This is a genomic window from Aeromicrobium sp., from assembly GCF_049587115.1.
In the GTDB taxonomy this organism is placed as follows: Bacteria; Actinomycetota; Actinomycetes; order Propionibacteriales; family Nocardioidaceae; genus Aeromicrobium.
The window spans coordinates 1-22351 of record NZ_JBAVDI010000083.1; the positions used below are offsets into that span (position 1 = coordinate 1).

At 67.1% G+C, this 22351-nt stretch carries 23 protein-coding genes and 1 pseudogene; 9 read left to right on the forward strand and 15 right to left on the reverse strand.

Annotation, left to right across the window (positions count from 1 at the left end):
• Positions 1–71: 71 nt before the first annotated feature.
• The 5 genes from WB461_RS08465 to glpX all read right to left on the reverse strand — a co-directional run bounded on the left by WB461_RS08465 (position 72) and on the right by glpX (position 4008).
• The gene (locus WB461_RS08465; protein WP_423852291.1) at positions 72–860 is read right to left on the reverse strand and encodes an ABC transporter permease; all 789 of its coding nucleotides are present in this window, start codon (positions 858–860) and stop codon (positions 72–74) included.
• Position 861: 1 nt separating this feature from the next.
• A complete protein-coding gene (modA, locus tag WB461_RS08470) occupies positions 862–1629 on the reverse strand; it encodes a molybdate ABC transporter substrate-binding protein (RefSeq protein WP_423852292.1) in 768 nt (255 codons plus the stop codon).
• Complete coding sequence (locus WB461_RS08475; RefSeq protein WP_423852293.1) at positions 1626–2027, reverse strand: TOBE domain-containing protein; 402 nt, start codon at positions 2025–2027, stop codon at positions 1626–1628. The genes modA and WB461_RS08475 overlap by 4 nt, the downstream gene beginning before the upstream one ends.
• A 66-nt stretch (positions 2028–2093) precedes the next feature.
• Positions 2094–3011: an alpha/beta fold hydrolase gene (locus WB461_RS08480; protein WP_423852294.1), complete on the reverse strand. Its 918-nt coding sequence runs from the start codon at positions 3009–3011 to the stop codon at positions 2094–2096.
• Positions 3001–4008, reverse strand: coding sequence for a class II fructose-bisphosphatase (gene glpX / locus WB461_RS08485; RefSeq protein ID WP_423852295.1), 1008 nt, complete (start codon positions 4006–4008; stop codon positions 3001–3003). The genes WB461_RS08480 and glpX overlap by 11 nt, the downstream gene beginning before the upstream one ends.
• Positions 4009–4132: 124 nt before the next feature.
• Between glpX and WB461_RS08490 the strand changes: the two genes are divergently transcribed.
• On the forward strand, positions 4133–4657 hold the full coding sequence (locus tag WB461_RS08490; protein ID WP_423852296.1) for a DUF4245 domain-containing protein: 525 nt from the start codon (positions 4133–4135) through the stop codon (positions 4655–4657).
• Here WB461_RS08490 and WB461_RS08495 read toward each other — a convergent pair.
• Positions 4630–4854: an exodeoxyribonuclease VII small subunit gene (locus tag WB461_RS08495; RefSeq protein WP_423852297.1), complete on the reverse strand. Its 225-nt coding sequence runs from the start codon at positions 4852–4854 to the stop codon at positions 4630–4632. The two genes, WB461_RS08490 and WB461_RS08495, sit on opposite strands and share 28 nt — an antisense overlap.
• Positions 4838–6088, reverse strand: coding sequence for an exodeoxyribonuclease VII large subunit (gene xseA, locus WB461_RS08500; protein WP_423852298.1), 1251 nt, complete (start codon positions 6086–6088; stop codon positions 4838–4840). The genes WB461_RS08495 and xseA overlap by 17 nt, the downstream gene beginning before the upstream one ends.
• A 45-nt stretch (positions 6089–6133) precedes the next feature.
• Between xseA and WB461_RS08505 the strand changes: the two genes are divergently transcribed.
• Together WB461_RS08505 and WB461_RS08510 are read left to right on the forward strand one after the other, a co-directional pair.
• The gene (locus tag WB461_RS08505) at positions 6134–7129 is read left to right on the forward strand and encodes a 4-hydroxy-3-methylbut-2-enyl diphosphate reductase (protein ID WP_423852299.1); all 996 of its coding nucleotides are present in this window, start codon (positions 6134–6136) and stop codon (positions 7127–7129) included.
• Positions 7130–7237: 108 nt separating this feature from the next.
• The gene (locus tag WB461_RS08510; protein WP_423852300.1) at positions 7238–9127 is read left to right on the forward strand and encodes a Na+/H+ antiporter; all 1890 of its coding nucleotides are present in this window, start codon (positions 7238–7240) and stop codon (positions 9125–9127) included.
• Here the strand turns inward: WB461_RS08510 and WB461_RS08515 are convergent.
• Genes WB461_RS08515 through WB461_RS08530 form a run of 4 tightly spaced genes read right to left on the reverse strand, consistent with a single transcriptional unit; the run spans position 9112 to position 12770 of the window.
• Positions 9112–9552, reverse strand: coding sequence for a DUF6542 domain-containing protein (locus WB461_RS08515; RefSeq protein ID WP_423852301.1), 441 nt, complete (start codon positions 9550–9552; stop codon positions 9112–9114). The two genes, WB461_RS08510 and WB461_RS08515, sit on opposite strands and share 16 nt — an antisense overlap.
• A 2-nt stretch (positions 9553–9554) precedes the next feature.
• Positions 9555–10628 (reverse strand): DNA recombination protein RmuC, encoded by a 1074-nt coding sequence (locus WB461_RS08520; protein ID WP_423852302.1) that lies wholly within the window; start codon positions 10626–10628, stop codon positions 9555–9557.
• Between the two features lie 31 nt (positions 10629–10659).
• Positions 10660–12465 carry a BTAD domain-containing putative transcriptional regulator gene (locus tag WB461_RS08525; protein WP_423852303.1) on the reverse strand — a complete coding sequence of 602 codons (1806 nt, stop codon included), beginning with the start codon at positions 12463–12465 and terminating at the stop codon, positions 10660–10662.
• Between the two features lie 53 nt (positions 12466–12518).
• On the reverse strand, positions 12519–12770 hold the full coding sequence (locus tag WB461_RS08530) for a DUF4242 domain-containing protein (protein ID WP_423852304.1): 252 nt from the start codon (positions 12768–12770) through the stop codon (positions 12519–12521).
• Positions 12771–13085: 315 nt separating this feature from the next.
• Here WB461_RS08530 and ychF point away from each other — a divergent pair, with 315 nt between their 5' ends.
• On the forward strand, positions 13086–14174 hold the full coding sequence (ychF, locus tag WB461_RS08535; protein WP_423852305.1) for a redox-regulated ATPase YchF: 1089 nt from the start codon (positions 13086–13088) through the stop codon (positions 14172–14174).
• 187 nt (positions 14175–14361) lie between these two features.
• Here the strand turns inward: ychF and WB461_RS08540 are convergent, their stop codons facing one another.
• Positions 14362–15147, reverse strand: coding sequence for an alpha/beta fold hydrolase (locus tag WB461_RS08540; RefSeq protein WP_423852306.1), 786 nt, complete (start codon positions 15145–15147; stop codon positions 14362–14364).
• Between the two features lie 229 nt (positions 15148–15376).
• Here WB461_RS08540 and WB461_RS08545 point away from each other — a divergent pair, with 229 nt between their 5' ends.
• The 4 genes from WB461_RS08545 to WB461_RS08560 all read left to right on the forward strand — a co-directional run bounded on the left by WB461_RS08545 (position 15377) and on the right by WB461_RS08560 (position 19576).
• Complete coding sequence (locus WB461_RS08545) at positions 15377–15703, forward strand: ArsR/SmtB family transcription factor (RefSeq protein WP_423852307.1); 327 nt, start codon at positions 15377–15379, stop codon at positions 15701–15703.
• 27 nt (positions 15704–15730) lie between these two features.
• Entirely contained in the window at positions 15731–16375 is a 645-nt protein-coding gene (locus WB461_RS08550) for a dihydrofolate reductase family protein (protein ID WP_423852308.1), read from the forward strand.
• Between the two features lie 9 nt (positions 16376–16384).
• On the forward strand, positions 16385–16846 hold the full coding sequence (locus tag WB461_RS08555) for an SRPBCC domain-containing protein (RefSeq protein WP_423852309.1): 462 nt from the start codon (positions 16385–16387) through the stop codon (positions 16844–16846).
• A gap of 159 nt (positions 16847–17005) precedes the next feature.
• A complete protein-coding gene (locus WB461_RS08560; protein ID WP_423852310.1) occupies positions 17006–19576 on the forward strand; it encodes an ATP-binding protein in 2571 nt (856 codons plus the stop codon).
• A 43-nt stretch (positions 19577–19619) separates the two neighbouring features.
• Here WB461_RS08560 and WB461_RS08565 read toward each other — a convergent pair whose 3' ends face one another.
• The 3 genes from WB461_RS08565 to WB461_RS08575 form a co-directional block, all read right to left on the reverse strand.
• A complete protein-coding gene (locus tag WB461_RS08565) occupies positions 19620–19790 on the reverse strand; it encodes a hypothetical protein (protein WP_423852311.1) in 171 nt (56 codons plus the stop codon).
• 505 nt (positions 19791–20295) lie between these two features.
• Positions 20296–20568 carry a DUF4242 domain-containing protein gene (locus tag WB461_RS08570; protein ID WP_423852312.1) on the reverse strand — a complete coding sequence of 91 codons (273 nt, stop codon included), beginning with the start codon at positions 20566–20568 and terminating at the stop codon, positions 20296–20298.
• A gap of 285 nt (positions 20569–20853) precedes the next feature.
• Positions 20854–21651 (reverse strand): alpha/beta fold hydrolase, encoded by a 798-nt coding sequence (locus WB461_RS08575; RefSeq protein ID WP_423852313.1) that lies wholly within the window; start codon positions 21649–21651, stop codon positions 20854–20856.
• A gap of 143 nt (positions 21652–21794) precedes the next feature.
• On the opposite strand from WB461_RS08575, the pseudogene WB461_RS08580 reads away from it, so the two are divergent.
• Positions 21795–22351: pseudogene (locus tag WB461_RS08580) on the forward strand (phospholipase); the annotation flags it as partial.

The window sequence follows — 22351 nt, forward strand, 5'->3', positions numbered from 1 at the left end:
CGTCTCGCCGGTGGCGACCTCGAGCGAGACCTCGACGTCCCGAGCAGCGATCGTGGCATTCAGCTGCAGGCTCATGGCGTTGCGCTCCGGCCACCGCGAACCAGTCCGATGACCAGGACCGCGACCACGACCAGCACCAGCGAGAGGGCCACCGCCGCGTCCGGGTCGGTCTCGCGCTGCAGGTAGATCTCCAGCGGGAGTGTTCGCGTCACCCCTTCGAGGCTGCCCGCGAAGGTGATCGTCGCGCCGAACTCGCCGAGCGCCCGCGCGAAGGACAGGACAGCCCCGGCGGCGATCCCCGGCAGGACCATGGGGAGGGTGACACGGCGCAGGACGGTGGAGGGGCGGGCGCCCAGTGTCGCGGCAACGACCTCGTACCGCTGACCGGCGGTCCGGAGCGTGCCCTCGAGGCTCACGACCATGAACGGCAGGGCCACGAACGTCTGCGCGATGACGACGGCAGTCGTGGAGAACGCAATCTGCAGGCCCAGCACGTCGAGGCTCTGGCCGAGCAGCCCACGGCGTCCGAACGTGTAGAGCAGTGCGATGCCGCCGACGACCGGTGGCAGCACCAGCGGCAGCAGGACCAGCGAACGCACGACCGACTGCCCGCGAAACGTGGTCCTGGCCAGCACGAGCGCCATCGGTACTCCCAGAAGGACGCACAGCACCGTGCTCACGGCGGAGGTGCGCAGGCTGAGCCACAGGGCAGCCTGCGAGGACTCGGACGAGATCAGCGTGAGGAACCGGCCCCAGTCGACCCGGGAGGCCATCGCGGCGAGGGGGAGAATGACGAACAGTGCGCCGACGGCCGCTGGCGCCAGGACCCATCGGGGGAGCCCCGAGGTACCGCCCGCCATGTCAGGGTGCGCCGAATCCGGCGGCGGTCAGCACGGCGCGGCCACGAGGTCCGGCCGCGAACGACGCGAACAGCCGGGCTGCTGCCTTGTGCGAACTGCGCCGGAGCGCGGCGATCGGGTAGGTGTTGACGACTCTGGCGGATGCGGGGAGCTGGATACCGGCGACCTGGTCGCCGGCCGCCCTGACATCGGTGACGTAGACCAGGCCCGCGTCGGCCTCGCCAGCCATGACCTTGCCGAGGACGTCGGTGACCGACTGCTCCTCGCTGACAGCAGGGATGTCGATGCCAGCGGCCTTCTGGACCCCCACCGCAGCCGCTCCGCACGGCACCTGTGGCGCACACACCACGGTGCGGATTCGTGGATCCCCGAGGTCGTAGACGGATGCGACCCGGGCCGGATTGTCCGGAGGGGTCGCGATCTCGAGCGTGTTGGTGGCAAAGCTCCGCGGGTCTCCGTCGAGGACCCCAGCGGCCGCTGCGGTATCCATCGTCCGCATGTCCGCCGAGGCGAACACGTCGGCCGGTGCTCCCTGCTGGATCTGCGCCACGAGGTCCGAGGAGCCGGCGAAGCTGAACTCGACGGCGATGTCGAGGTGCTCGGCCTTGAACTGGCGCCTGATCTCGGTGAACGTGTCCTTGAGGGAGGCGGCAGCGAACACCGTGATCGTGACTCGCGGAGTGCCGCCCCCGGCGCGATCGCCCCGCGAACTGTCGGAGCATGCGGTCAGCGTCAAGCACAAGGTCGCCGCGAGCAGGAGATGCCTCATGTCGGCAGAGCGAGGGACTCGATGATGACATTGGTCGACTTGATCACCGCGACGGCGACCGAGCCCGGCTCCAGTCCGAGCTCGCCGACGGCCTCACTGCTCATCAATGACACGACGCGGAAGGGACCGCACTGCATCTCGACCTGGGCCATGACGTTGTCGGCCTTGACCGCCGTGACCAGCCCGACGAAGCGGTTGCGGGCCGAGCTGACAGATACGGCGTCGCCGGACGAGCCGGCCTGAGCCTTGACGAACTCAGCCAGCGTGCGTCCCTCGATCGCCATGCGACCAGCCGCGTCGGTCACTGACGAGAGCGTGCCGCCGCCGATCCATCGACGCACTGTGTCGTCGCTGACGCCCAGAAAGCGAGCGGCATCGGCGATACGGATCTGCGTCACGCAGGCCAGACTAGATCATTTTTTGCGGCCATGCACCCCCGCACACCTCCGCAGATGCGGAAGGGTTCAGTGCGGCTCAGCGCGCTCCGCGGTGCGCACGATCGCCTCGATGTACGTGTCGTACAGCTGCTCCGGCAGGTCGTGCGCCATGCCGGCGATCTCGATGTGCTCCGAACCCGCGACGGCATTTGCGACGGCTCGGCCACCGGAACGGTGCACCAGGGGATCGTTGAGCCCATGGATCACCGTGACCGGCAGGTCCAGCTCGGCGAGCTTCTTGGTGCGGTCGGACTGGGTCAGCACCGCCAGCATGTGTCGAGCGACCCCACTGGCGATCCAGCCGCGGTCGTACGTCTCGTACGCCCGCGCGCGGGACGTCTCCTCGTCGCTGGGGAAGGCAGGCGAACCGATGACCGCCGAGGTTCGCAGGGACCGCTCGACGTACGAGTCGCGGGTGCGCCCGGCCGAGGCGAGCATCGCCGGGATGACCCGCGGGTGCTGCCAGCCCACCCGACGGTTGCCGGTCGTCGACATGATGGAGGTCATCGACAGTGCGCGATGCGGGCTGGTGATCGCCATCGTCTGGACGATCATGCCGCCCATCGAGACACCGACCAGGTGAGCTCGCTGCACCTCGAGGTGGTCGAGCAGACCGAACGCGTCGTCGGCGAGGTCAGGAATGCCGTACGGCGCCTTGGCCAGGCCAGCAAAGGCTCGCACGAGGTCGACCTTGCCGACGGAGTGCTGCCGCAGCTTTGTGGAACGGCCGGTGTCGCGGTTGTCGTAACGGATGACGAGGTAGCCACGATCGGCCAGTTTCTGGCAGAAGTTGTCTGACCACCACCCCATCGGCCCGCCGAGACCCATCACCAGCAGGATCGCCGGGTTGTCCGCGTCGCCGAAGGTCTCGAAACAGATGTCGATCCCGGATGGCAATGATGCGAACTGCTCCCCTGATCTGCTCATGCCCGCCTCAGTGCTCATAGTCGATCGAGGAGTACGCCTGCAGCTTGCCGAGCTGGTGCTCGCTGCTGATCTTGCGGATCGTGCCGCTGCGCGATCGCATGACGATCGACTCGGTGTAGGCCTTGCCGGCGCCGTAGCGGACGCCGGCCATGAGCTCTCCGTCAGTGATGCCGGTTGCGACGAAGAAGCAGTCGTCGGTGTCGACCAGGTCATTGGTGTAGAGCACCCGGTCGAGGTCATGTCCGGCGTCGATCGCGCGCTGCCGCTCGTCGTCGTCGACCGGCCACAGCTTGCCCTGGATCGTGCCACCGATGGCCTTGATGGCGCACGCCGTGATGATGCCCTCTGGGGTGCCGCCGATGCCGACCAGCAGGTCGACCCCGGTGTCGGGTCGCGCCGCCGTGATGCCGCCAGCGACGTCACCGTCGATGATGAACTTGATCCGGGCTCCGGCGGCACGGATCTCGTCGACGAGACCTTGGTGGCGGGGGCGGTCGAGCACGCAGACCGTCACGTCGCTGTGCGAAATTCCCTTGGCCTTGGCGACCAGGGCGATGTTCTCGGCGACTGGCAGGCGGATGTCGACAAGGTCGGCTGCCTCCGGCCCCGCGATGAGCTTCTCCATGTAGAACACCGCCGAGGGGTCGTACATCGATCCGCGCGGCGCGACGGCCATGACCGAGACGGCGTTCGGGAGGCTCTTCGCGGTGAGCGTCGTGCCGTCGATTGGGTCGACCGCGACGTCGCACTCGGGGCCAGTGCCGTCACCGACCTGCTCGCCGTTGAACAGCATCGGGGCTTCGTCCTTCTCGCCCTCCCCGATCACGACGACGCCGTTCATCTGCACGGTGTTGATCAGCGTGCGCATCGCGTTGACGGCGACACCGTCGGCGCCGTTCTTGTCGCCGCGGCCCACCCATCGGCCAGCGGCCATCGCGCCCGCCTCCGTCACACGAACGAGGTCGAGGGCAAGGTTGCGATCTGGGGCCTGTGCTGCCGGCTGGAGGCTGTCCACGCGGTCATCCTAGCGGGAGGGTGTCGGCGTCCGACCGGTCGACTTCCCGCTGGTGACCGGCCCGTAAACTGGTAACGCTGACGACAGACTGGTAAATCGAGGGACACATCACGGAGGTCCGGCCATGAGCGCTCCCCGCTCGGCCCGCGGCAACCCCTCGATGGGCGACATCATTCGCTCCGTCGTCGCGATTGCGCTGATCGTCCTCGCGGTCTGGGGCGTCGGCCGGTTCTTCACTCGCAACCCCGACGACCGGGTTGCGTCGGTCGACTACGTGACGATCGTCGGCCAGGCGCGGCCCGTCGCGGACTTCCCGCTGCTGGCACCCAGGAGCCTGCCGGACACCTGGACCGCCACCTCGGCGCGGTACGAGCCCAGCTCGTGGCATCTGGGCGTGCTGACCGACCAGAACGACTACATCGGGCTCGAGCAGGTCAAGGTCGGTGTCGACCGGGCCGTCGATCGCTTCGCTGACGGCAGCAAGAAGGTCGGCACGGCCGCCATCGCCGGAGAGGACTGGACCGTACGGTCCGGCCCGAAGAAGCGGCTGACGCTGGTGCGCCGCGACGGCGGGATCACGATCCTCGTCAGCTCGACCGCGTCGCGGCGGGTCGTCGAGGACTACGTCTCGTCGTTGTCGTCGAGCTGACCCGCTGCGGCAGCCAGACGACTGCGCGCGCCGTCGAGCCATTGCTGGCACACGCCGGCCAGCACCTCTCCGCGTTCCCACAGGGCGAGCGACTCCTCGAGGCTCGTGCCACCGACCTCCAACTTCTGCACGACCGAGATCAGCTCGTCCCGCGCCTGCTCGTAGGGGATCTCGGGGGTCTCAGGTGCCTGAGCCATGGTCGCCTTCCTTGCCGTGCGGAGTGGGATCGGTGGTCAGGACGCGTGCGGCGATCGTGCCGTCAACGACCCGGATGTTGAGCTCGGCGTCAGCGTTCGCGTGGTCGATCGAGGTCACCACAGTCCCGTCGGGCAGCTGCGCGACGGCATAGCCGCGCTCGAGTGTCGCGAGCGGGGACAGCGCACGGACTCGTGCCAGCTGGTGTCCGATCTCGTCGCCTGCGCGATCGAGACGGTGGCCAAGTGAGCGGCGGGCCCGGTCACGGGCATCGTGGATCAGTCCCTGCTGCACGTCGACCAGAGTCGTCGGAGTTGCGAGAACCGGGCGGGAGCGAATGGCGGCCAGGCCGTGCACCTCGCGTCCAACCAGTGCGCCGATCGCAAACCTGGCTCGCTCGCGCATAGAGGCCAGGCCGGCGAGCTCTTCGGTGACGTCCGGCACGATCCGCCTGGCCGCATCGGTCGGGGTGGAGGCCCGCAGGTCAGCGACCAGGTCAAGGATCGGGCTGTCGGGCTCGTGCCCGATCGCGCTGACCACAGGTGTGGGACAGGCGTGCACGGCGCGGATGAGGGCCTCGTCGGAGAAGGGCAACAGGTCCTCGATCGACCCGCCGCCGCGAGCGATCACGATGACCTCGACCGATTCGTCGGACGACAGCTCGGCCAGGCCGCGCATGACGTCGAGTGCGGAGCCGTTGCCCTGCATCAGGGCGTGCCGGACCACGAAGCGCACGTCCGGCCAACGCACTCGCGCATTCTGCAGCACGTCACGTTCGGCCGCAGAGTTCTTCCCGGTGATCAGCCCGATGCCGCGGGGGAGGACCGGGAGGCGCTTCTTGTGGCGCGGGTCGAAGAGCCCCTCCGCCGCCAGCAGCTGCTTGCGGCGCTCGAGCTGGGCCAGCAGCTCGCCCTCGCCCTGCGGGCGGATCTCCCGAAGCTCGAGTGCGAGCGCCCCGCGGGGTGCGTAGAACGACGGCTTGGCGTGGACGATCACGCGGGCACCCTCGGTGATGGCGCCCGGCGAAGAGTCCAGCACGCTGACGTGACAGGTGGCGTCGATCGAGATCTTGGCAACGAGGTCGCGCAGGGTCAGGAAGCACACCCCCTGACGGCGGGTGAGCTGCGCGATCTCGGCCTCGACCCAGACCGCGCCGAGGCGCCCGATGTAGCCGTCGATCAGCTGGGAGACCTGGCGCAGCGGCGCGGGTTGATCCGCAGTCGTCTCCAGAGCCATACGCACACCCTAGGGCGCTGGCCCGACACCGTTAGACTCGTCCACATGTCTTCCACGATCGAGCTCGGTATGCCCCCCGTCGGAGGCAGCGTGCTGCTGGCCGACCCGCGAGGCTACTGCGCGGGTGTCGACCGCGCCGTCATCACGGTGGAGAAGGCACTCGACCTCTATGGCGCCCCGGTCTACGTCCGCAAGCAGATCGTGCACAACAAGCACGTCGTCAACAACCTCTCGGAGCGCGGCGCGATCTTCGTCGAGGAGCTCGACGAGGTGCCAGAGGGCGCGACCGTGGTCTTCTCGGCTCACGGGGTCTCGCCGATGGTGCATGCCGAAGCCGCCGAGCGCAGCCTCAAGACCATCGATGCGACCTGCCCTCTGGTCACCAAGGTTCACCACGAGGCGAGACGCTTCGCCAGCGAGGGCTACCGCATCCTGCTGATCGGGCACGAAGGACACGAGGAGGTCGAGGGCACCGCCGGCGAGGCGCCCGACCACATCACCTTGGTCCAGACGCCCGACGACGTTGACGCCCTCGAGTTCCCGGAGGGCACGCGGCTGTCGTGGCTGTCGCAGACGACACTGAGTGTCGACGAGACAATGGAGACGGTGCGCCGGCTGCGCGAGAAGTTCCCGCAGCTGGAGGATCCGCCGAGTGACGACATCTGCTACGCGACGCAGAACCGCCAGGTCGCGGTCAAGGAGATCGCAAAGAACGCTGATCTGGTGATCGTGGTGGGATCGGCCAACTCCTCCAACTCCGTCCGCCTCGTAGAGGTCGCTCTGGAGGCCGGTGCGAAGGCGTCCTACCGCATCGACGACATCTCCGAGATCGACGAGTCATGGCTCGACGGCGTCGAGCACGTCGGCGTCACCTCGGGCGCCTCGGTGCCGGACGACCTGGTCCAGGAGGTGCTCGGCTACCTCGCCGACCGCGGCCACCCGGGCGCCGAGGCAGTCCGTACGGCCGACGAGAGTCTGATCTTCGCGCTCCCGCCCGAGCTGCGTCGCGACATGAAGGTTGCCGGCGTCTCGTACCGCTGAGCTCTGTACGCGCCGTTCGGTGCTGCTGCCGGGCCCCGTGCTGGTTGCGTACTCACGGAACCGGGCAGTTCGGTCCGCACCGCTGAGTGAGACTGCGAGAATGGAGCTGTGGAGACCGCTCTGACCCTCGTGACCCTGCTGGCGATCGTCGTGTCGGTGAGCGCCGGGGCGGGTCGGGTGGGCGTGCCCGCGCCCCTCGTGCTGATCGTGGTCGGTCTGGTCTCCTCGTACCTGCCGTTCGTCCCTGTATTCGAGCTGACGCCCGAGATCGTGCTGGTCGGCCTTCTCCCGCCCTTGCTGTACGCCGCTGCGATCCGCACGTCACTCATCGACGTGCGGACCTACCGCCGGCCGATTGCGCTGCTGTCGGTCGGGCTCGTGCTGTTCACGACGGTCGGCGTGGGTCTCGTCGTCTGGACACTGCTCGACGTGCCGCTCGCGGTGGGGCTGGCGCTGGGCGCCGTTGTTGCGCCGCCGGATGCGGTCGCCGCCACCGCGATTGCGAGGCGGGTGGGTCTGCCTCGCCGGGTCGTGACGATCCTCGAGGGCGAGAGTCTGGTCAATGACGCCACCGCGATCGTGACGCTGCGGACCTCGATCGCAGCGATCTCCGGGACGGTCAGCGTGTGGCAGGTGGGGGCCGGGTTCGCTGTCTCGGCCGTCGGCGGCATCCTGATCGGACTGGTCGTGGCGACCGTGATCGGCAAGATTCGCAGTCACATCAACGATGACGTCACGGATGTCGCAGTGTCATTGCTGACCCCGTGGATCGCCTATCTGCCGGCCGAGGCGATCCATGTGCCCGGAATCGACTCGGAGCCGTCCGGCGTCCTCGCGGTGGTCGTGGCCGGGGTGATCCTGGGTCACAGGTCGCCGCGGATCCAGTCTGCGTCGTCCCGGCTGTTCGAGCGGACCAACTGGACCACGATCTCGTACGTGCTGGAGAACTCGGTCTTCTTGCTGATCGGTCTGCAGATTCGCGCGATTCTGATGGACATCGGCGACAGCAGCATGACGGTCGCCGAGATTGCGATCGCCTGCGCGGTGGTGCTGGCGACGGTGATCCTGTTGCGGATCGTGTGGGTCTTCCCGGCCACGTACCTACCGCTGATGGTCCCGAGCATCGCGGCCCGGGAACCGCAGCCTGACCCGCGGGCGGTCTTCCTGGTGGCGTGGACCGGTATGCGGGGCGTGGTCACGCTGGCGGCGGTGTTCCTGCTGCCGTCGAACACCCCCGAGCGCGAGGTTCTCGTGCTGATGGCCTTCGTGGTGACGGTGGGGACGCTGCTGATCCAGGGGCTCACCATCTCGTGGCTGGTCCGTGTCCTGAAGGTTCCCGGGCCGAACGCGCAGGAGGACCACCTGCAGGAGGCAACGGCGCTGCAGGCCGTGACCGATGCCGGCATGGCCTACCTCGATCACGAGGTGACAACTGACGTCTCCGAGGCGATCATGCATCGGCTCCGTGAGCGCGCCACTGACCGGACGAATGCGGTGTGGGAGCGGCTCGGTGGTGGCGACGAGACGCCCAGCGCGCAGTATGCCCGAGTCCGGGGCGAGATGATCCGCCGCGAGCGGGACGAGCTCCTGCACATGCGTACTCTCGGCACCGTGGATCAGTCGGTTCTCGGGCTGATCATGAACTCGTTGGACGTCGAGGAGTCGATCTTGGACCGGGCCTATGACGATGAGATCTCGGCCGATCGCGAGGAGGACCTACGTCCGTCAACCGATCGCGAGGCAGCGTGCGTGCATCTCGCCGACGCGACCTCCGTGCCGGCCCCGAACACCCCTACGGGGTGCGAGGAGTGCCTCGTCGAAGGGACCGAATGGGTGCACCTGAGGCTTTGCATGGCCTGCGGTCATGTGGGGTGCTGCGACTCCTCGGTCGGCAGGCACAGCACGAAACACTTCGAGGACAGCGATCACCCGGTGATGCGCAGCTTCGAAGCGGGGGAGGCCTGGCGCTGGTGCTTCATTGATCAGGCGAACGGCTGAGGCTGGCGGTCCGGGTCGGACAGGACCCGAAGCGCGATGACGCCAAGGGCTAGGCCGTGACCCACGACCAGGGTCATGCCGTGGTCGATGACCGCTGCGATCAGCCGGGCGATGGTCCCGGCGTCGGTGGCCAGACCGTCCACCCGGATCGCGGAGGGGACCAACATGCTCACCAGCAGGAGGCTGCCGATCAGCAGGGCGGGAGGCATGACGCCGGCGGGGAGCAGCGCGCGGATGTCGACGGCCAGCGGGACGGTCACGGCGATCAGGACGAAACTGATTGAGAACAGCACGCCGAGGTGGCCGTCCATCAGGTCCAGGCCGATGGTCGCCGCCATCGCCGTGCAGGCTGCCACGATCGCCTGGCGAGCGCTGAGATCGCGTCGGGCCAAGGCTGCAGGTGTGCGGGACACCGCCTGTGACATGGCTATGACGTTAGTTCATCGACGAGCTCGGGAGCGGTCAATGAACGGGGTGTCGTCTCCACGAGACGGGGTGGGTCGACGGGGGTGTCGGAGACGTGGAGGGCGTTGAGCCTGCGCGCCGTGACCAGGAAGCGTGACTCGATCGAGCTCACCGCATCGTTGTACGACCGCACCGTGCTTTCCAGCGAGCGGCCCAGCTTGTCGACGTGGCCGGCGACGGTGCCGATCCGGTCGTACATCTCGCGGGCGATCGTCTGGATCTCTCGGGCGTTGGCGGCGAGCTGCTCCTGGGTCCACGCATAGGCCACGGTGCGGAGCAACGCGATGAGGGTGGTCGGTGTCGCGAGCACGACCTTCTTGGCTGAGGCGTACTCCAGCAGGGCGGGCTCGGCCTCCAGGGCGGCGGACAGGATCGACTCACCGGGGACGAACAGCACGACGAACTCGGGGGCCTGGTCGAACTGCGACCAGTAGGACTTGGCGGCGAGCTGGTCGATGTGTGTGCGCACCTGACGGGCGTGTCGGCGCAGGTGCGCGATGCCCTCTTCCTCGGTCTCCGCCTCGGTCACGTCGAGGTAGGCGTCGAGGGGAACCTTGGAGTCGACCACGACGCACTTGCCGCCTGCGAGTCGGACGACCATGTCGGGACGCAGCAAGGAGTCGCCCTGCACGCTGACCTGCAGCTCGAAGTCGCAGTGGTCGAGCATGCCGGCGAGCTCGGCGGTGCGCTTGAGGTGCATCTCGCCCCACCGTCCGCGCACCTGTGGGCGGCGCAGCGCGGTGGCCAGCGACGCGGTCTCCTTGCGGAGGGAGTCGTTGGTCAGGCGGACGGCGTCGACCTGTTCGCGCAGCTGGGCGTGCCACTCGATGCGGCTGGCCTCGAGCTCGCGCAGCCGTTCGCCGAAGCGGTCGAGGCTCTCGCGCACCGGCTCGACGGCCTGTGCGGTCGCCGCGCTGGACAGGCTGAGGTCGTGCGCCGAGGCAGACGGCGCGCGGCGGCTGCCGAGCAGCATGCCGATGGCGAGACCGGCGACGAGTGCAAGCAGGGCGGTCAGGAGGAGAGGGAAGGCTTCCATGAACTCAGCATGGGGCGCGCCGCAGACAGATTCAGGGATTGACGCTGTCGAGCAGATCGTCGAGGACGGGGTTGTCGATGTCGGCCGCGAGCAGCCGGGCGGTCAACAGGTCTTCGGTGTTGCCGAGCGTCGCTCCGTGGACCAGTGATCGGACGACGAGCTCTCTCATGCCGGTCCGCGAGGCCAAGCCGCGCATCTCGGTGACCCATGCCGTGCTCTGCTCGTGGCCGTGTCGCACGCCGACCGCGCAGAGCGCGTCGAGGATGTGGACGTCCAGCCACGTGTACGGGTCGGACAGTCGATTCGTACGCCGACGGGCGTCGGACAGTGTCGAGAAGGCGAGCTCGACGTCGCCGGCCGACTCTGCGACGAGGGCCACACCCCGGGCGGAGATGCCCTCCCAGCAGGGGTCGCCGAGCTGGCAGGCGCGGGCGAACGCCTGGTGCAGGGCCACCGACGCGGTCTCCGGGTCGCCAAGGGCCAGCTGGGCATCGCCCCGGAGTGCCTGAGGCCAGGGCAGGAACGCCAGCCAGTGGTCACGCTCTGCCAGCTCGATGGCTGCGTCGAGCTCGTGGCACGCAGTCTCCAAGGAACCACGGAGCAGGTGGATTCGCCCGAGCATCGAGAGCGCGTAGGCCTCCGCGCGGATGTTGCCGGTGGACCGGGCGAGCTGGATCGCCTCGCCCAGGAGTCTGGTCGCGCGGGGATAGCCGGCGCGATCGCTCTCGCCCTCAGCCAGGTAGGTCGTGGCCTTCACCGCGATGGAGGGGTGCGGGCCGAGACGGAGTGCGTCGTTGAGCCAGTATTCCGAGCGGTCGTAGCGACCTCGGAGGAAGTCGACGTATCCGAGCTCGGTCCGGGCTCGAGCCATCTCGTCGGTCAGGCCGTGGGCGGTGGCGATCTCATCGGCTTCGTGGATCAGGGTCAGTCCTTCCTCGTCCTGCCCGCGAAGGGAGCGGATCAGCGCCTCACCCAGTGCAATACGTGCGCCGACCATCAGGCGACCGGACTCCGCGTGATCGGCCAGTCGCGAGGCCAGTCTCAGCGACGTCAGCCCGGAGGCGGTCGCGCCGACGTCGATAGCAGCCGAGCCGGCTTCGAGGATCGCCTCGATCGTGGCTTCGTCCTCGGCTGCTTCAGGGAGGGCGGCGACAGGGTCCTGCCTCGCAGCCTCGACGGCTGCTCCCGGGACGGTTCCCAGCTCGCGGCCCCACATCTCGTGACACGCGGCGTACTGTCGGTTGGCCGCGACGTCGTCACCGTCCATCCGGTAGAGCCGGATCAGGAGGGCCTGGTGGTTCTCATCGAGCGGGCTCATCGCGGCGGCACGAACGCCGTAATCGAGCGCCTGGTCGATCGCGCCACGAGCCATCGCTCCCAGCGCGGCCTCGTGGAGAATTGCTTCCGACGCCGCCGCCACATGATGCTGCTTGGACAGGAGCCAGGTCTCGAAGACCGGGGCGCCCCGCAGTGCCATGCCCTCCAGCAGGTCCGACCCGAGGCCAGGGAGGTCGACGGCCTCGGCCCACGCACCCCTCATGACGGTGTCGACGTCCACGACCGTGTCGTCGGCCAGCCGGAGCACGATCGGGTCACCGTCGACCGATCCTTCGTCGCCGATCGCGCGGCGTATCTCGGCAAGGCTCCAGCGAAGCGCCCGGATGGGGTCGTCAGCCTCGGAGAAAAGCAGCGTCGCGAGCTGGCTCCGGCTCGGAGGTCTGTCACTCAGCACGAGGTACGCGAGGATCGCCCAGCTCTTGCGGCTGCGGAACTGGTAGGCGTCACCGGATGACCGCGCGATGTGCGGTCTGCCCAAGAGGTGGACGGCGAAGCTCATTTGACAGCGAATTCTGTCACGGCTGCGCCGCCCCTCTCAGGGTTCTGGGCGAATCAGGAGAACTCGCTCACGGGATAGATCTCGTCGGCAACGAGTCCGTGCGCCTCCTTGTGCACGGTGTTGGCTGCCTCGGCGTCCGGCGCGTCGACCAGGCAGAAGATCTTGCCGGCCTCCTCGTCGACCCAGTAGCGGAGGTAGTTGACCCCGTACGCACCCTGCGTGGTGAGGTCGGCCTGGTGCGCGCCGGCGACATCCTTGGCCGACACCCCGCCCTCGATGTTGTGGACGTCCATGAATAGCGCCATCTGCGGTTCCTTTCCTCGCGGTGCCCGCGCTGCGCAGGGCTCCTTTTGACCCATCGAACCCGGCAGGTGTGTGACCCGGCGTTTGACGTGTGCCGGCTGGTAGAACCGTGTCGTGCGGGAAATGATCCGGACGAAGCGGCTGGCCCTTCGCCGATTCGTTCCCGACCTCACCCAGCCGCGGGCATCTTCCTCGTCACCGCTGAAGACACGAGCTCCGCTCGCGCACGGCAGATCTCGGCCTGCGCCGAGACTGGTGCGACTTGAAGCTCCGGGCGTTTCGACTGGACCGCCCCTGAACCCGTAGGCTTGTCGATCGTGGCTCTCAGCATCGGCATCGTCGGACTCCCCAACGCGGGCAAGTCGACCCTCTTCAACGCATTGACCAAGAACGACGTCCTCGCGGCGAACTACCCGTTCGCGACGATCGAGCCCAACGTCGGCGTGGTCGGTGTGCCCGATCACCGCCTCGGCAAGCTCGCCGAGATCTTCGGCTCGGCCAAGCAGCTGCCCGCGACCGTGCAGTTCGTCGACATCGCTGGCATCGTCCGCGGCGCGTCGGAGGGGGAGGGGCTCGGCAACAAGTTCCTGTCTCACATCCGTGAGTCCGACGCCATCTGCCAAGTCACTCGCGTGTTCCGAGACGAGGACGTGACGCACGTCGACGGCAAGGTCTCGCCGTCAGACGACATCGAGACGATCTCCACTGAGCTGATTCTCGCCGACTTGCAGACCCTGGAGAATGCGCTGCCCCGGCTCGACAAGGAGTCGCGCAAGGACAAGTCGCTGGTGCCGGCCTTCGAAGCTGCCAAGGAGGCGCAGGCCGTCCTGGAGGGCGGCCAGGGCGCCTTTCAGGCCGGGCTCGACCTCTACGCGATCCGTGACCTGCACCTGCTGAGCGCCAAGCGCCAGCTGTTCGTGTTCAACTGCGACACCGAGGAGCTCAACGACGAAGACCTCAAGGCCCGCATGCGTGAGATCGTCGCCCCGGCCGAGGCGATCTTCCTCGACGCCAAGTCCGAGGCCGAGCTGGTCGAGCTGGGCGACGACGAGGAGGCCGAGCAGATGCGTGCCGAGATGCTCGCTGACATGGGCGTGGAGGAGCCGGGCCTCGATGCTCTGGCCAGAGTCGGCTTCGACACCCTGGGCCTGCAGACCTACCTCACCGCGGGTCCCAAGGAGTCGCGCGCGTGGACGATTCCCAAGGGAGCCACGGCACCGCAGGCCGCTGGCGTCATCCACACCGACTTCGAGCGGGGCTTCATCAAGGCCGAGATCGTGTCGTTCGATGACCTCGTCGCTGCCGGATCGATGGCCACGGCCAAGTCCGCCGGCAAGGTACGCATGGAGGGCAAGGAGTACGTCATGGCCGACGGCGACGTGGTGGAGTTCCGTTTCAACGTCTGAATCGTCCCGTTTGCGCAGGTCAGAGACTGGTTCAGTGGTCGCTCGATGTGCAGGTCACGATAGAGACGACCTCGGCTCCGTGACCGATTCGAACATGATCGGCTGCGACCGGTCATTGGCGCAGATGCGTATCTCATGAAGCGAACAGCCGGACCAATGTCGACTGGGTAGTAGGCGGGAATCGTGGTCACGCGATGGTGAAGCGCTCGATTTCATCGCAGATGCGAGTGCTGCGCGTCATGGTGGGCACGTGCCCTACCCAGGGCAGGACGACCAGTTTCGCGTGGGGCTGCAGTCGAACCAGCTCGCGCGCGAAGGGCAGGGGAACTATGAGGTCAGCGGCCCCGTGGATGACCAAGGTGGGCACGTTGATCGAGCTGACCAGTTCGCGCTGGTCGGTGCCCGCGAGAAGCGTGAAGAGCGCTCGGGCCGCTTGTGGCTCAGCCAGGCGTAGAAATCGCAGTCCCCATTCGCGGATCGCTCGACCTGCGTCCCGCTCGGGTGTCGCCAGGCGAACGAACAGTCGCAGGGTGGGGTCGTAAGCCCGCCGTAGACCGACTCCAAAAGCTCGGATGGGTGGTGTTCGGGGAAAGCGAGCTGCCCCAGCCACCACGACCAAGTGGGTGAAGCGCCCGGGATCTCGCGCCACAGCACGCTCGACAACGAGCGAGCCCATCGATTCGCCAGCGAGCACGCACTGCTCGACTCCACAATGGTCCATGACCGCGAAGAGGTCATCGACCATGTCATCAAGGTTTGTCACCGGCGCGGTGGAAGAGCCACTGCCGCGGTGGTCGAAGGCGATGACTCGCCAGCCGCGGGCCGACAACTCAGCGGCTGGGCGCTTCCACAGCTCCCAGTTGCCGATCCAACCCCCGTGCGTGACCAGCACCCTGGGCCCCGTGCCCACGTCCAGCAGGGACGTCTCGTACCCGTTGATTCTTCTCGTGATCGGGCTGGGGAGGGTCGCCATGCGGCAAATCTAGCTGCTCGATCTCCGATGTCGGCGTCAACCGGGAAACCGCGTGCTCCGGTCATCGTCCGCAAAGGTGGATGAGGCGCAGCGAGAAGACGAAGTCGATCTGGGGCGACACGACGTCGGCCGGGCGACGTCGGAAGCCTTGATCAATGATGTCGACACCCCCCGCCGATTCGTCGGGACCGGTTTGACGGCGGGGCGGCGCACCAGCATAGTTAGGTCTGTGCCTAACTATCAGGGCGACCTCGACGCCGTGCTCCGCGCTCTCGCGGATCCGACGCGCCGGGGCGTCGTGGAGCGGTTGGCGAAGTCCCCGGCTGTCGTGTCCGAGCTCGCGGCGCCGTTCTCGATGGCATTGCCCTCGCTGATGCAGCACCTGCGCGTCCTCGAGGACGCAGGACTGGTCACGTCGGAGAAGCGCGGACGTGTCCGCACCGTGAGCCTGCGACCGGGCGCCCTGGACGTCCTGCACCTGTGGCTCGGCGAGCAACGAACCCCCGCCGAGCACCAGGCCGACCGGCTTGCCATTCATTTGCACAGAACCACCTGACCCGCGCCACCTCGAAAGGAAACACGCATGACCCGCGTACGCGTTGACCTGAACATCTCACTGGACGGCTACACCTCGGCCGGTCAGACCGCCGAGAATCCGATGGGGGAGGACTGGGGAAGGCTCATGGGGCCCCACATCGCGACCCGCACGATGCAGCAGCAGGTCTTCGGCGACACCACTGGCGCCGGCACGACCGGCATCGATGACGCCTACGCGGCCGCGTACTTCGAGGGCGTCGGGGCCGAGATCATGGGTGCCGGGAAGTTCGGCCTACATGCCTTTCCCGACGATCCGGACTGGCAGGGCTGGTGGGGCGACACCCCACCGTTTGGCACGCCCGTCTACGTCTTGACCCACACCGCGCCGCGTCCGCCGATCCCGATGCAAGGTGGGACGACCTTTCACTTCCGCAATGCCGCGATCGAGGAGGTGCTCGGCGAGGCCATCGACGCCGCGGGAGGTCTGGACGTTCGGGTCGGCGGTGGCGTCAGCAGTGCGCGCGACTTCCTGCGCGCCGGCCTGGTCGACGACCTGCACGTCGCGATCGCCCCGATCGTGCTCGGCCGGGGCAATCAGTTCTGGGACGACTTGGCCGGGTTGGAACTCACCCACGAGGTGGCAATCGAAGTAGCTGAGAGCGGCACGATTCACGTCACCTTCACGCGATAGGACACGTACATGACCACTGAACGCCGACTCGCCCGCGCCGAGTTCACCCTGACCCGCGACTACGCCGTCCCCGTTGAGCGCGTCTGGGCTGCGTTCGCCGATGAAGAACAGAAGCTGGACTGGTGGGGTGCGGGCGACGCTGTCGAGCCTGGCGAGTGGGTTTTCGACTTCCGGGTCGGCGGACGCGATGTCGACGAGGGGCAATTTCACCAAGGTCCCGTCTCACGCTACGAGGCCACATACACCGACATCGTCGAGCACGTGCGCATCGTCACGACGTATGACATGTGGCTCGACGGGGTCCACATGTCGACGTCGCTGGCATCACTGGAGTTCGAGCCAATCGACGCGGGCACCCGATTCACGCACGTCGAGCACGGCGTCTTCTTCGACCAATTCTGGGCCGACGGACCGAACCGCGAGGGAGGTACCCGAGGCCTGCTCGACGCTCTGGCCGACCACCTCGCGTAACGCACCAGGGTTACTGGGTGGTGGCTGAGCGACGGGCTCGATCCGATGGTGAACCACGGGCCCGAGGACCGACCGCTGCACCTCCAATCGCTGCGCTTCACCGTCGAAGCAGTGAATCAAGCCGCTCACGATCGTCGGGCCCTGAACTACACTTCGGCGATGAGACTCCTCGAGCGTGAGGCTCAATCGAGCGAGTTGGCCGATGCGCTGGATCGTGCTCGCGAAGGACGCGGAAGCGTCGTGCTCGTTCGGGGTGAGGCCGGTGCAGGAAAAACCAGCTTGGTGCGGTGTTTCGTCGACGCGCATGTGCGGGAGGCCGACGTCCGGTGGGGCAGCTGCGACGACCTGCTGACGTCTCATCCGTTCGGGCCGTTGTGGGACATCGCCGATGCCGAACCAAACGTGCTCAGTGCTCTACGCGCGAATGACCGCCCACGGGTGTATCGGTCGGTGCTTGACCTGCTGGCCGGAGCAGAGCGTCCGGCCCTGCTTGTCATCGAGGATGCCCACTGGGCGGATGAGGCCACCCTCGATCTGATCAGCTATGTGGGTCGTCGGGTCGCCGAGCGTCGCTGTGTCCTGATCGTGACGTGTCGCGACGCGTCGATAAATCAAGGCAACCAGCTCGTCCGTGCCATGGGGGATCTGCCCAATGAGGTGGTCGTCCGGTTAGGGCTTCCCCCACTGACCGAGAATGCGGTCTCCGATCTTGCACGAGCCCGGGGGCAGTCCGGTGCAGGTCTGTACGAACTGACGGCCGGCAACCCGCTCTTCGTGACCGAGATGCTGCAGAGCCCGGGGGGATCGGTACCGAATTCGATCCGGGAGCTGACGCTGGGCCGACTGAGCCGACTTGGTCCCAAGGCGCACCACCTCCTGTCGTTGATCGCGGTGGTTCCCGGGCGTATGGAGCACGGCTTGGTCGCCGCGTGCGTCGGTCCGGCTCCCGACGGGCTGGACGAGTGCGAGGCGCATGGTTTCGTGGAGATCTCGCCGGTCGCCCTTGCGTTTCGACACGAGGTCGTGCGCCGTAGCGTCGAGATGTCACTGTCGAACTATGCCCGCACGCAGCTCAACCAGCTCGTGCTGGACGCACTCGTGGCGAGTGACGCTGACGCGTCTCGCATCGTTCATCACGCACGGTGGGCGCACGATGTCGATTCCATCATCCGGTTCGCTCCGTTGGCGGCAACCGAAGCAGCACAACTCGACAGCCACCAGGAAGCAGCAGAGCACTTCCGGCTGCTCGACTCGCATGTCGACGCGTTTCCGCCAGAGGAGAGGACGCGGATCCTCGTGGCCTGGGCGCGGGAGGAAATAATTCTGGGGCATGCCGTTCGTGGCGCGCGCTGCGCAGCGAGAGGAGTCGCGGCTCTGCGCAAAATTGGAGACGTTAAGGCCCTCAGTCGAGGCTTGGTCCAACTGAGCCATGCGCGGTGGTTTGACGTCGATCGCCCTGCAGCTGAGGCTGCGGCCGCAGAGGCGGTGACGGTCCTCGAAGGACTGCCCGAGCCGAGTCACGAACGAGCACGGGCCCTGAGCGAGTGCGCGGCACTCGCCTGGATGGCCTTTCGTCTCGACGAGGCGGTAGAGCTCGCCGACTCGGCCATTGCCACCGCCGAGCTGGTGGACGATCAGGCAACGATCGCACACGCCCTGAGCATCAAGGGTGCGACGACTTCGGTGCGCGAATACCAGTCAGGCTGTGAACTGATGGAGGCCAGTCTGAAGATCGCGCAACGGCACGGGTACGCCTTTCACGAGATTCATGCCTGTGTGCAGATCGCCGAGGTGGCGCTCCTTCGTGGTGACCTGGAGCGTGCGTCGCGCTTCATCACAGCGGGACGGGCTGTCGCTCTCGACCGCGAGCGGGACTCCTTCAGACATGACTTCGAGGTGCTGGAGGCCCACCATCGCCTTCTCTCCGGAGCATTCGAAGAGGCGGAAGCCCTGCTGGCGCCTGTCAAGGGGCTGGACAGTCCGTTCTATTTCCCCACGGTCCAACGCCTGCTCGGACGGATCCACTCGATTCGCGGAAGAGGCGACGCCGCGCAACTTCTGGGGCTTGCGCTGAACGAGGCGGAGCGGCGACAGGAGCCCAAGGAACGGCTGCTCATCGCCGTCGCCCGCGCCGAGCATGCGTGGCTGGCCGACGACTTCGATGCCGTGGGAGACGACACGCTGCGGATGCAGAGCTGGGCGGTTTCGCTGGGCCATCCGTGGATCGCCGGAGCGTTGAGTCTCTGGCTCTGGAAGTCCGGGTGTATCACCGAGGCGCCCGTCGTCTGCGCGCCGCCGTACCGTCAGCAGATTGACGGCAACTGGCGGGCGGCAGCGGCGATGTGGGAAGAGCGCCGACTTCCCTACCACCGAGCGGTCGCGCTGGCCGACGGAGACAGCGAGGCGCAGCTGCTGGCGCTCAGCATCCTCGACCGGCTGGGAGCCGTACCGTTGGCCGGACGGGTGAGACACCAGCTGCGAGATGACGGCGTCACCGGGATCCCCGCCCGGCCGCGCTTCTCTGCCCGGACCGCTGGAGGCCTGACGGCGCGCCAGCTCGAGGTGCTCGCCCTCGTGAGAGACGGTTTGTCAAACGTCGAGATCGCCGAGCGACTGTTCATCTCCGTGCGCACGACCGAACACCACGTGTCGGCGATCCTGGCCGTGCTGCAGGCCGCCTCGCGAAGAGAGGCGCTGGTGATCGCCGAACGACGCGGGATTCTCGTGTGACGGACTTGCCCGGGTCGAGCCGGTCCCGCTGCTGACCGGGCGGTCAGAAGTGCAGGCCCGGACTGGCTGCCTGGGTCAGACAAAATGTCGCTCCCGGCGCGGGTCCGTCGGGCCTGGCGTCGAGGTGTGCGGGAGCCCCGCCAGCAGCTCCGCCCTCGCTGTTCACGTAGGTGAGGACGTGCTCACCGTGGTTCTTCCATCCGCTGCCGAACATGTCCTGACATGTCGGGCTGCCGGCTGCCGATGCGCTCGATGCCCCTGCCAATAGCAAGGCGCCTGTCGTTGCGATTGCTGCGATGCCGATTCTCATGATGACCCCTTCTTGTGATCGTGTTCTCGGTGATAGAGCTCGAGATCAGGTGCAGAAGTACGGACTGAGGACTCGAGCTCCACTGTCATGACGCTGCCAGGGATGGATTTCGCGGGCGATCAGTCGCTGTCACGCGGTCTACTGATGGCGTTTCGAGGCTCGTCGAGCACAGTGGCAATCCGGCATCGGCCCAGTGCTCGGCGGCATCGGCGCTGCTGAAGCATTGGGCCGACGTCGAGGGTGTGTCGGCAGAGCCGCTCGTGGTGGTGAGTCCTACGAGCGCGGCGGTCGCGGCGGACGCGATGCCCAGGACCACGGAAATGCGGTTGATGCGGATGGACGTGTTCATGATGACTCCTTCTTGTATTGCTTCTCCTTGTGATGGTGTTCTCGGTGGTGGATCTTGAGATCAGGTGTAGAAGTACGGATCGAGGACGCGCACCTCGGAGATGTTGTCGACTGGGAGGCCGTTCAGCGCGGCGGTGGTCCCGATGGCTTCGCGGTTGTGGGCGTCGTAGACGCAGAACGTCTTGAGCTTGTCGACGGTGACGTAGGAGTGGAGCCAGGTCATGCCGTCAACGGCGTTGGTTTCCACCACTGACAGGCACGCAGTTGCGCCCTTGTTGGTGACAGGAACCTGAAGTCCCTCGGCGAAGTGCCTCTCGACGACGTAGCGGGTCATTCGAGTCTCCGATGTTCTGTCGCGGTCAGGCCTTCCGACCACTGGTACGAGCATGAGGACTGGGGCGCACCGGCTCATGGGTGCCAACCACCCATCTTTGGCAAACTGAGTACCTACGCTGGCCCATGCCGACAGAGGACGACTTCAAGGACGGCGACCGCCTTACCCTGCGAGCCCTGGCCCCGAACTGAGCGCGAGCCTGGTCAGGTGGCCCAGACGATCCGCCTTTGCGCCTTGGCCGACGGCGTTCGCCTCGCGACGTTCCAGGTTCAGGTTGAGTGGCGGTTACCGAAGAGTCCTCAAGAACGCCTTCAGGTCAGCGGCCACCTCGTGGGGTTGTTCCCACAGGACCAGGTGGCCGGTTCCTGGGTAGACGATCATTCGTGAGGCAGGGATGGCGCGGGCGAGTTCCTCCTGCTGCTTCCGACTCAGCAACTGATCGCGGGCGCCCCACACGATGAGAGTGGGGGCCGTGATGGTCCCGAGGCTGCTGGGGGGCGTTGCGCCGCAGAGTCCGTTGAGAGTCTCGCGCCAGACATGGGCTGGTATGCGTGCACCGTCGCGGACGCGATCCGCGAGGTACCACTCGGGCACGGGGTGAAGCCGTGGGAACCATGTCAACGAGGCTCTGACCCACTCTTCGTCCACCGGATCGACGAGTCGTTCCACCTCCTCGGCGAACGATGGCCGTCCCTGCAGTGTGCGTGGTGATCCGACCAGCACCAGACCGGCCACGCGGTGTGGGCTGGAAGCCGCTACTTGCTGTGCGACGTAGCCCCCGCTCGATGAGCCCAGCAACACCGCGGAGTCGATTCCGATGGCATCCATGAATGCAACGACGTCGTCAGCCGACTCCGCGAGGGAATACCCGTCTCTGGGTTTGTCGGCGTCCCCGTGGCCTCGCTGATCGACTGCCACTGCGTGCACCGAATTGGAGAGCTGCGGCGTCAGCCGATCGAAAGATCCACGGGACTCCCCCCATGCGTGCAGCAGTACGACAGGTGTCCCGGAAGTGGGACCGAACGACACATAGGACAGCTTCACTCCGGTCGAGATCTCGACCCAGCTGGCAGCCTGATCCATGGAGCCACGTTAGCCCCGCCAGCGAGAATGTGGACGGTGGAGCATCGAGTGATGACGTGGCGCTCGTTGGAGATTTGGTGACCGGTGGCGGTGCCGCCCGTCAGCGGCTCGCCCGGTGACACTTCTTCCGGCATGGTGTAGAGGTGGCTGACACCGCCGACCCCACTGAGTGGCTGCTGACTCCCGCCGAGCGCGGCAACGAGCAGACCCGAATCGACGACGCCCACCGTGGCCAGGCGTGGTCGGAGGGAAACCTTGTGAGGCCGCTGATCCATGGCGCGACCTACTTCACCGAGCTGTACGAGCGTATCGAGTCCACCGGAGCCGGTGATGTCATCGTTTTCGCCGACTGGCAGGGCGACGCCGATGAGCAGCTCACCGGTGAACCGGGGAGCGAAGTCCTGGCCGTGCTGGGAAGGGCGGCCGCTCGCGGGGTCGACGTGCGGGGCCTCGTGTGGCACTCCCGTCCCGCAGCCGCGGCCGGCGAACTGGGCGACAACGAGGAGTTTGGTGCGGTGTTGCGGTCTCGCGGCGTTGAGGCCTGGCTCGACATGCGGGTGCGAAAACGTGGCTCACATCACCAGAAGTTCGTCGTGCTGCGGCACCGCGACGACGCGACGCGCGATGTCGCGTTCGTGGGAGGCATCGATCTGTGCCATTCGCGGCGGGACGACGTCATGCACGACGGCGATCCGCAGTC

Bases quoted from the DNA above. Each gene is read 5' to 3' on its own strand.
- xseA (WP_423852298.1), bottom strand. From the start codon at position 6,088: ATGGCTCTGGAGACGACTGCGGATCAACCCGCGCCGCTGCGCCAGGTC.
- WB461_RS08480 (WP_423852294.1), bottom strand. From the start codon at position 3,011: ATGAGCACTGAGGCGGGCATGAGCAGATCAGGGGAGCAGTTCGCATCA.
- modA (WP_423852292.1), bottom strand. From the start codon at position 1,629: ATGAGGCATCTCCTGCTCGCGGCGACCTTGTGCTTGACGCTGACCGCA.
- WB461_RS08540 (WP_423852306.1), bottom strand. From the start codon at position 15,147: ATGGCGACCCTCCCCAGCCCGATCACGAGAAGAATCAACGGGTACGAG.
- WB461_RS08530 (WP_423852304.1), bottom strand. From the start codon at position 12,770: ATGGCGCTATTCATGGACGTCCACAACATCGAGGGCGGGGTGTCGGCC.
- WB461_RS08520 (WP_423852302.1), bottom strand. From the start codon at position 10,628: ATGGAAGCCTTCCCTCTCCTCCTGACCGCCCTGCTTGCACTCGTCGCC.
- WB461_RS08575 (WP_423852313.1), bottom strand. From the start codon at position 21,651: ATGGATCAGGCTGCCAGCTGGGTCGAGATCTCGACCGGAGTGAAGCTG.
- WB461_RS08560 (WP_423852310.1), top strand. From the start codon at position 17,006: ATGAGACTCCTCGAGCGTGAGGCTCAATCGAGCGAGTTGGCCGATGCG.
- WB461_RS08550 (WP_423852308.1), top strand. From the start codon at position 15,731: ATGACCCGCGTACGCGTTGACCTGAACATCTCACTGGACGGCTACACC.
- WB461_RS08465 (WP_423852291.1), bottom strand. From the start codon at position 860: ATGGCGGGCGGTACCTCGGGGCTCCCCCGATGGGTCCTGGCGCCAGCG.
- WB461_RS08505 (WP_423852299.1), top strand. From the start codon at position 6,134: ATGTCTTCCACGATCGAGCTCGGTATGCCCCCCGTCGGAGGCAGCGTG.
- WB461_RS08565 (WP_423852311.1), bottom strand. From the start codon at position 19,790: ATGTTCGGCAGCGGATGGAAGAACCACGGTGAGCACGTCCTCACCTAC.
- WB461_RS08495 (WP_423852297.1), bottom strand. From the start codon at position 4,854: ATGGCTCAGGCACCTGAGACCCCCGAGATCCCCTACGAGCAGGCGCGG.
- WB461_RS08525 (WP_423852303.1), bottom strand. From the start codon at position 12,465: ATGAGCTTCGCCGTCCACCTCTTGGGCAGACCGCACATCGCGCGGTCA.
- WB461_RS08490 (WP_423852296.1), top strand. From the start codon at position 4,133: ATGAGCGCTCCCCGCTCGGCCCGCGGCAACCCCTCGATGGGCGACATC.
- WB461_RS08555 (WP_423852309.1), top strand. From the start codon at position 16,385: ATGACCACTGAACGCCGACTCGCCCGCGCCGAGTTCACCCTGACCCGC.
- WB461_RS08515 (WP_423852301.1), bottom strand. From the start codon at position 9,552: ATGTCACAGGCGGTGTCCCGCACACCTGCAGCCTTGGCCCGACGCGAT.
- WB461_RS08570 (WP_423852312.1), bottom strand. From the start codon at position 20,568: ATGACCCGCTACGTCGTCGAGAGGCACTTCGCCGAGGGACTTCAGGTT.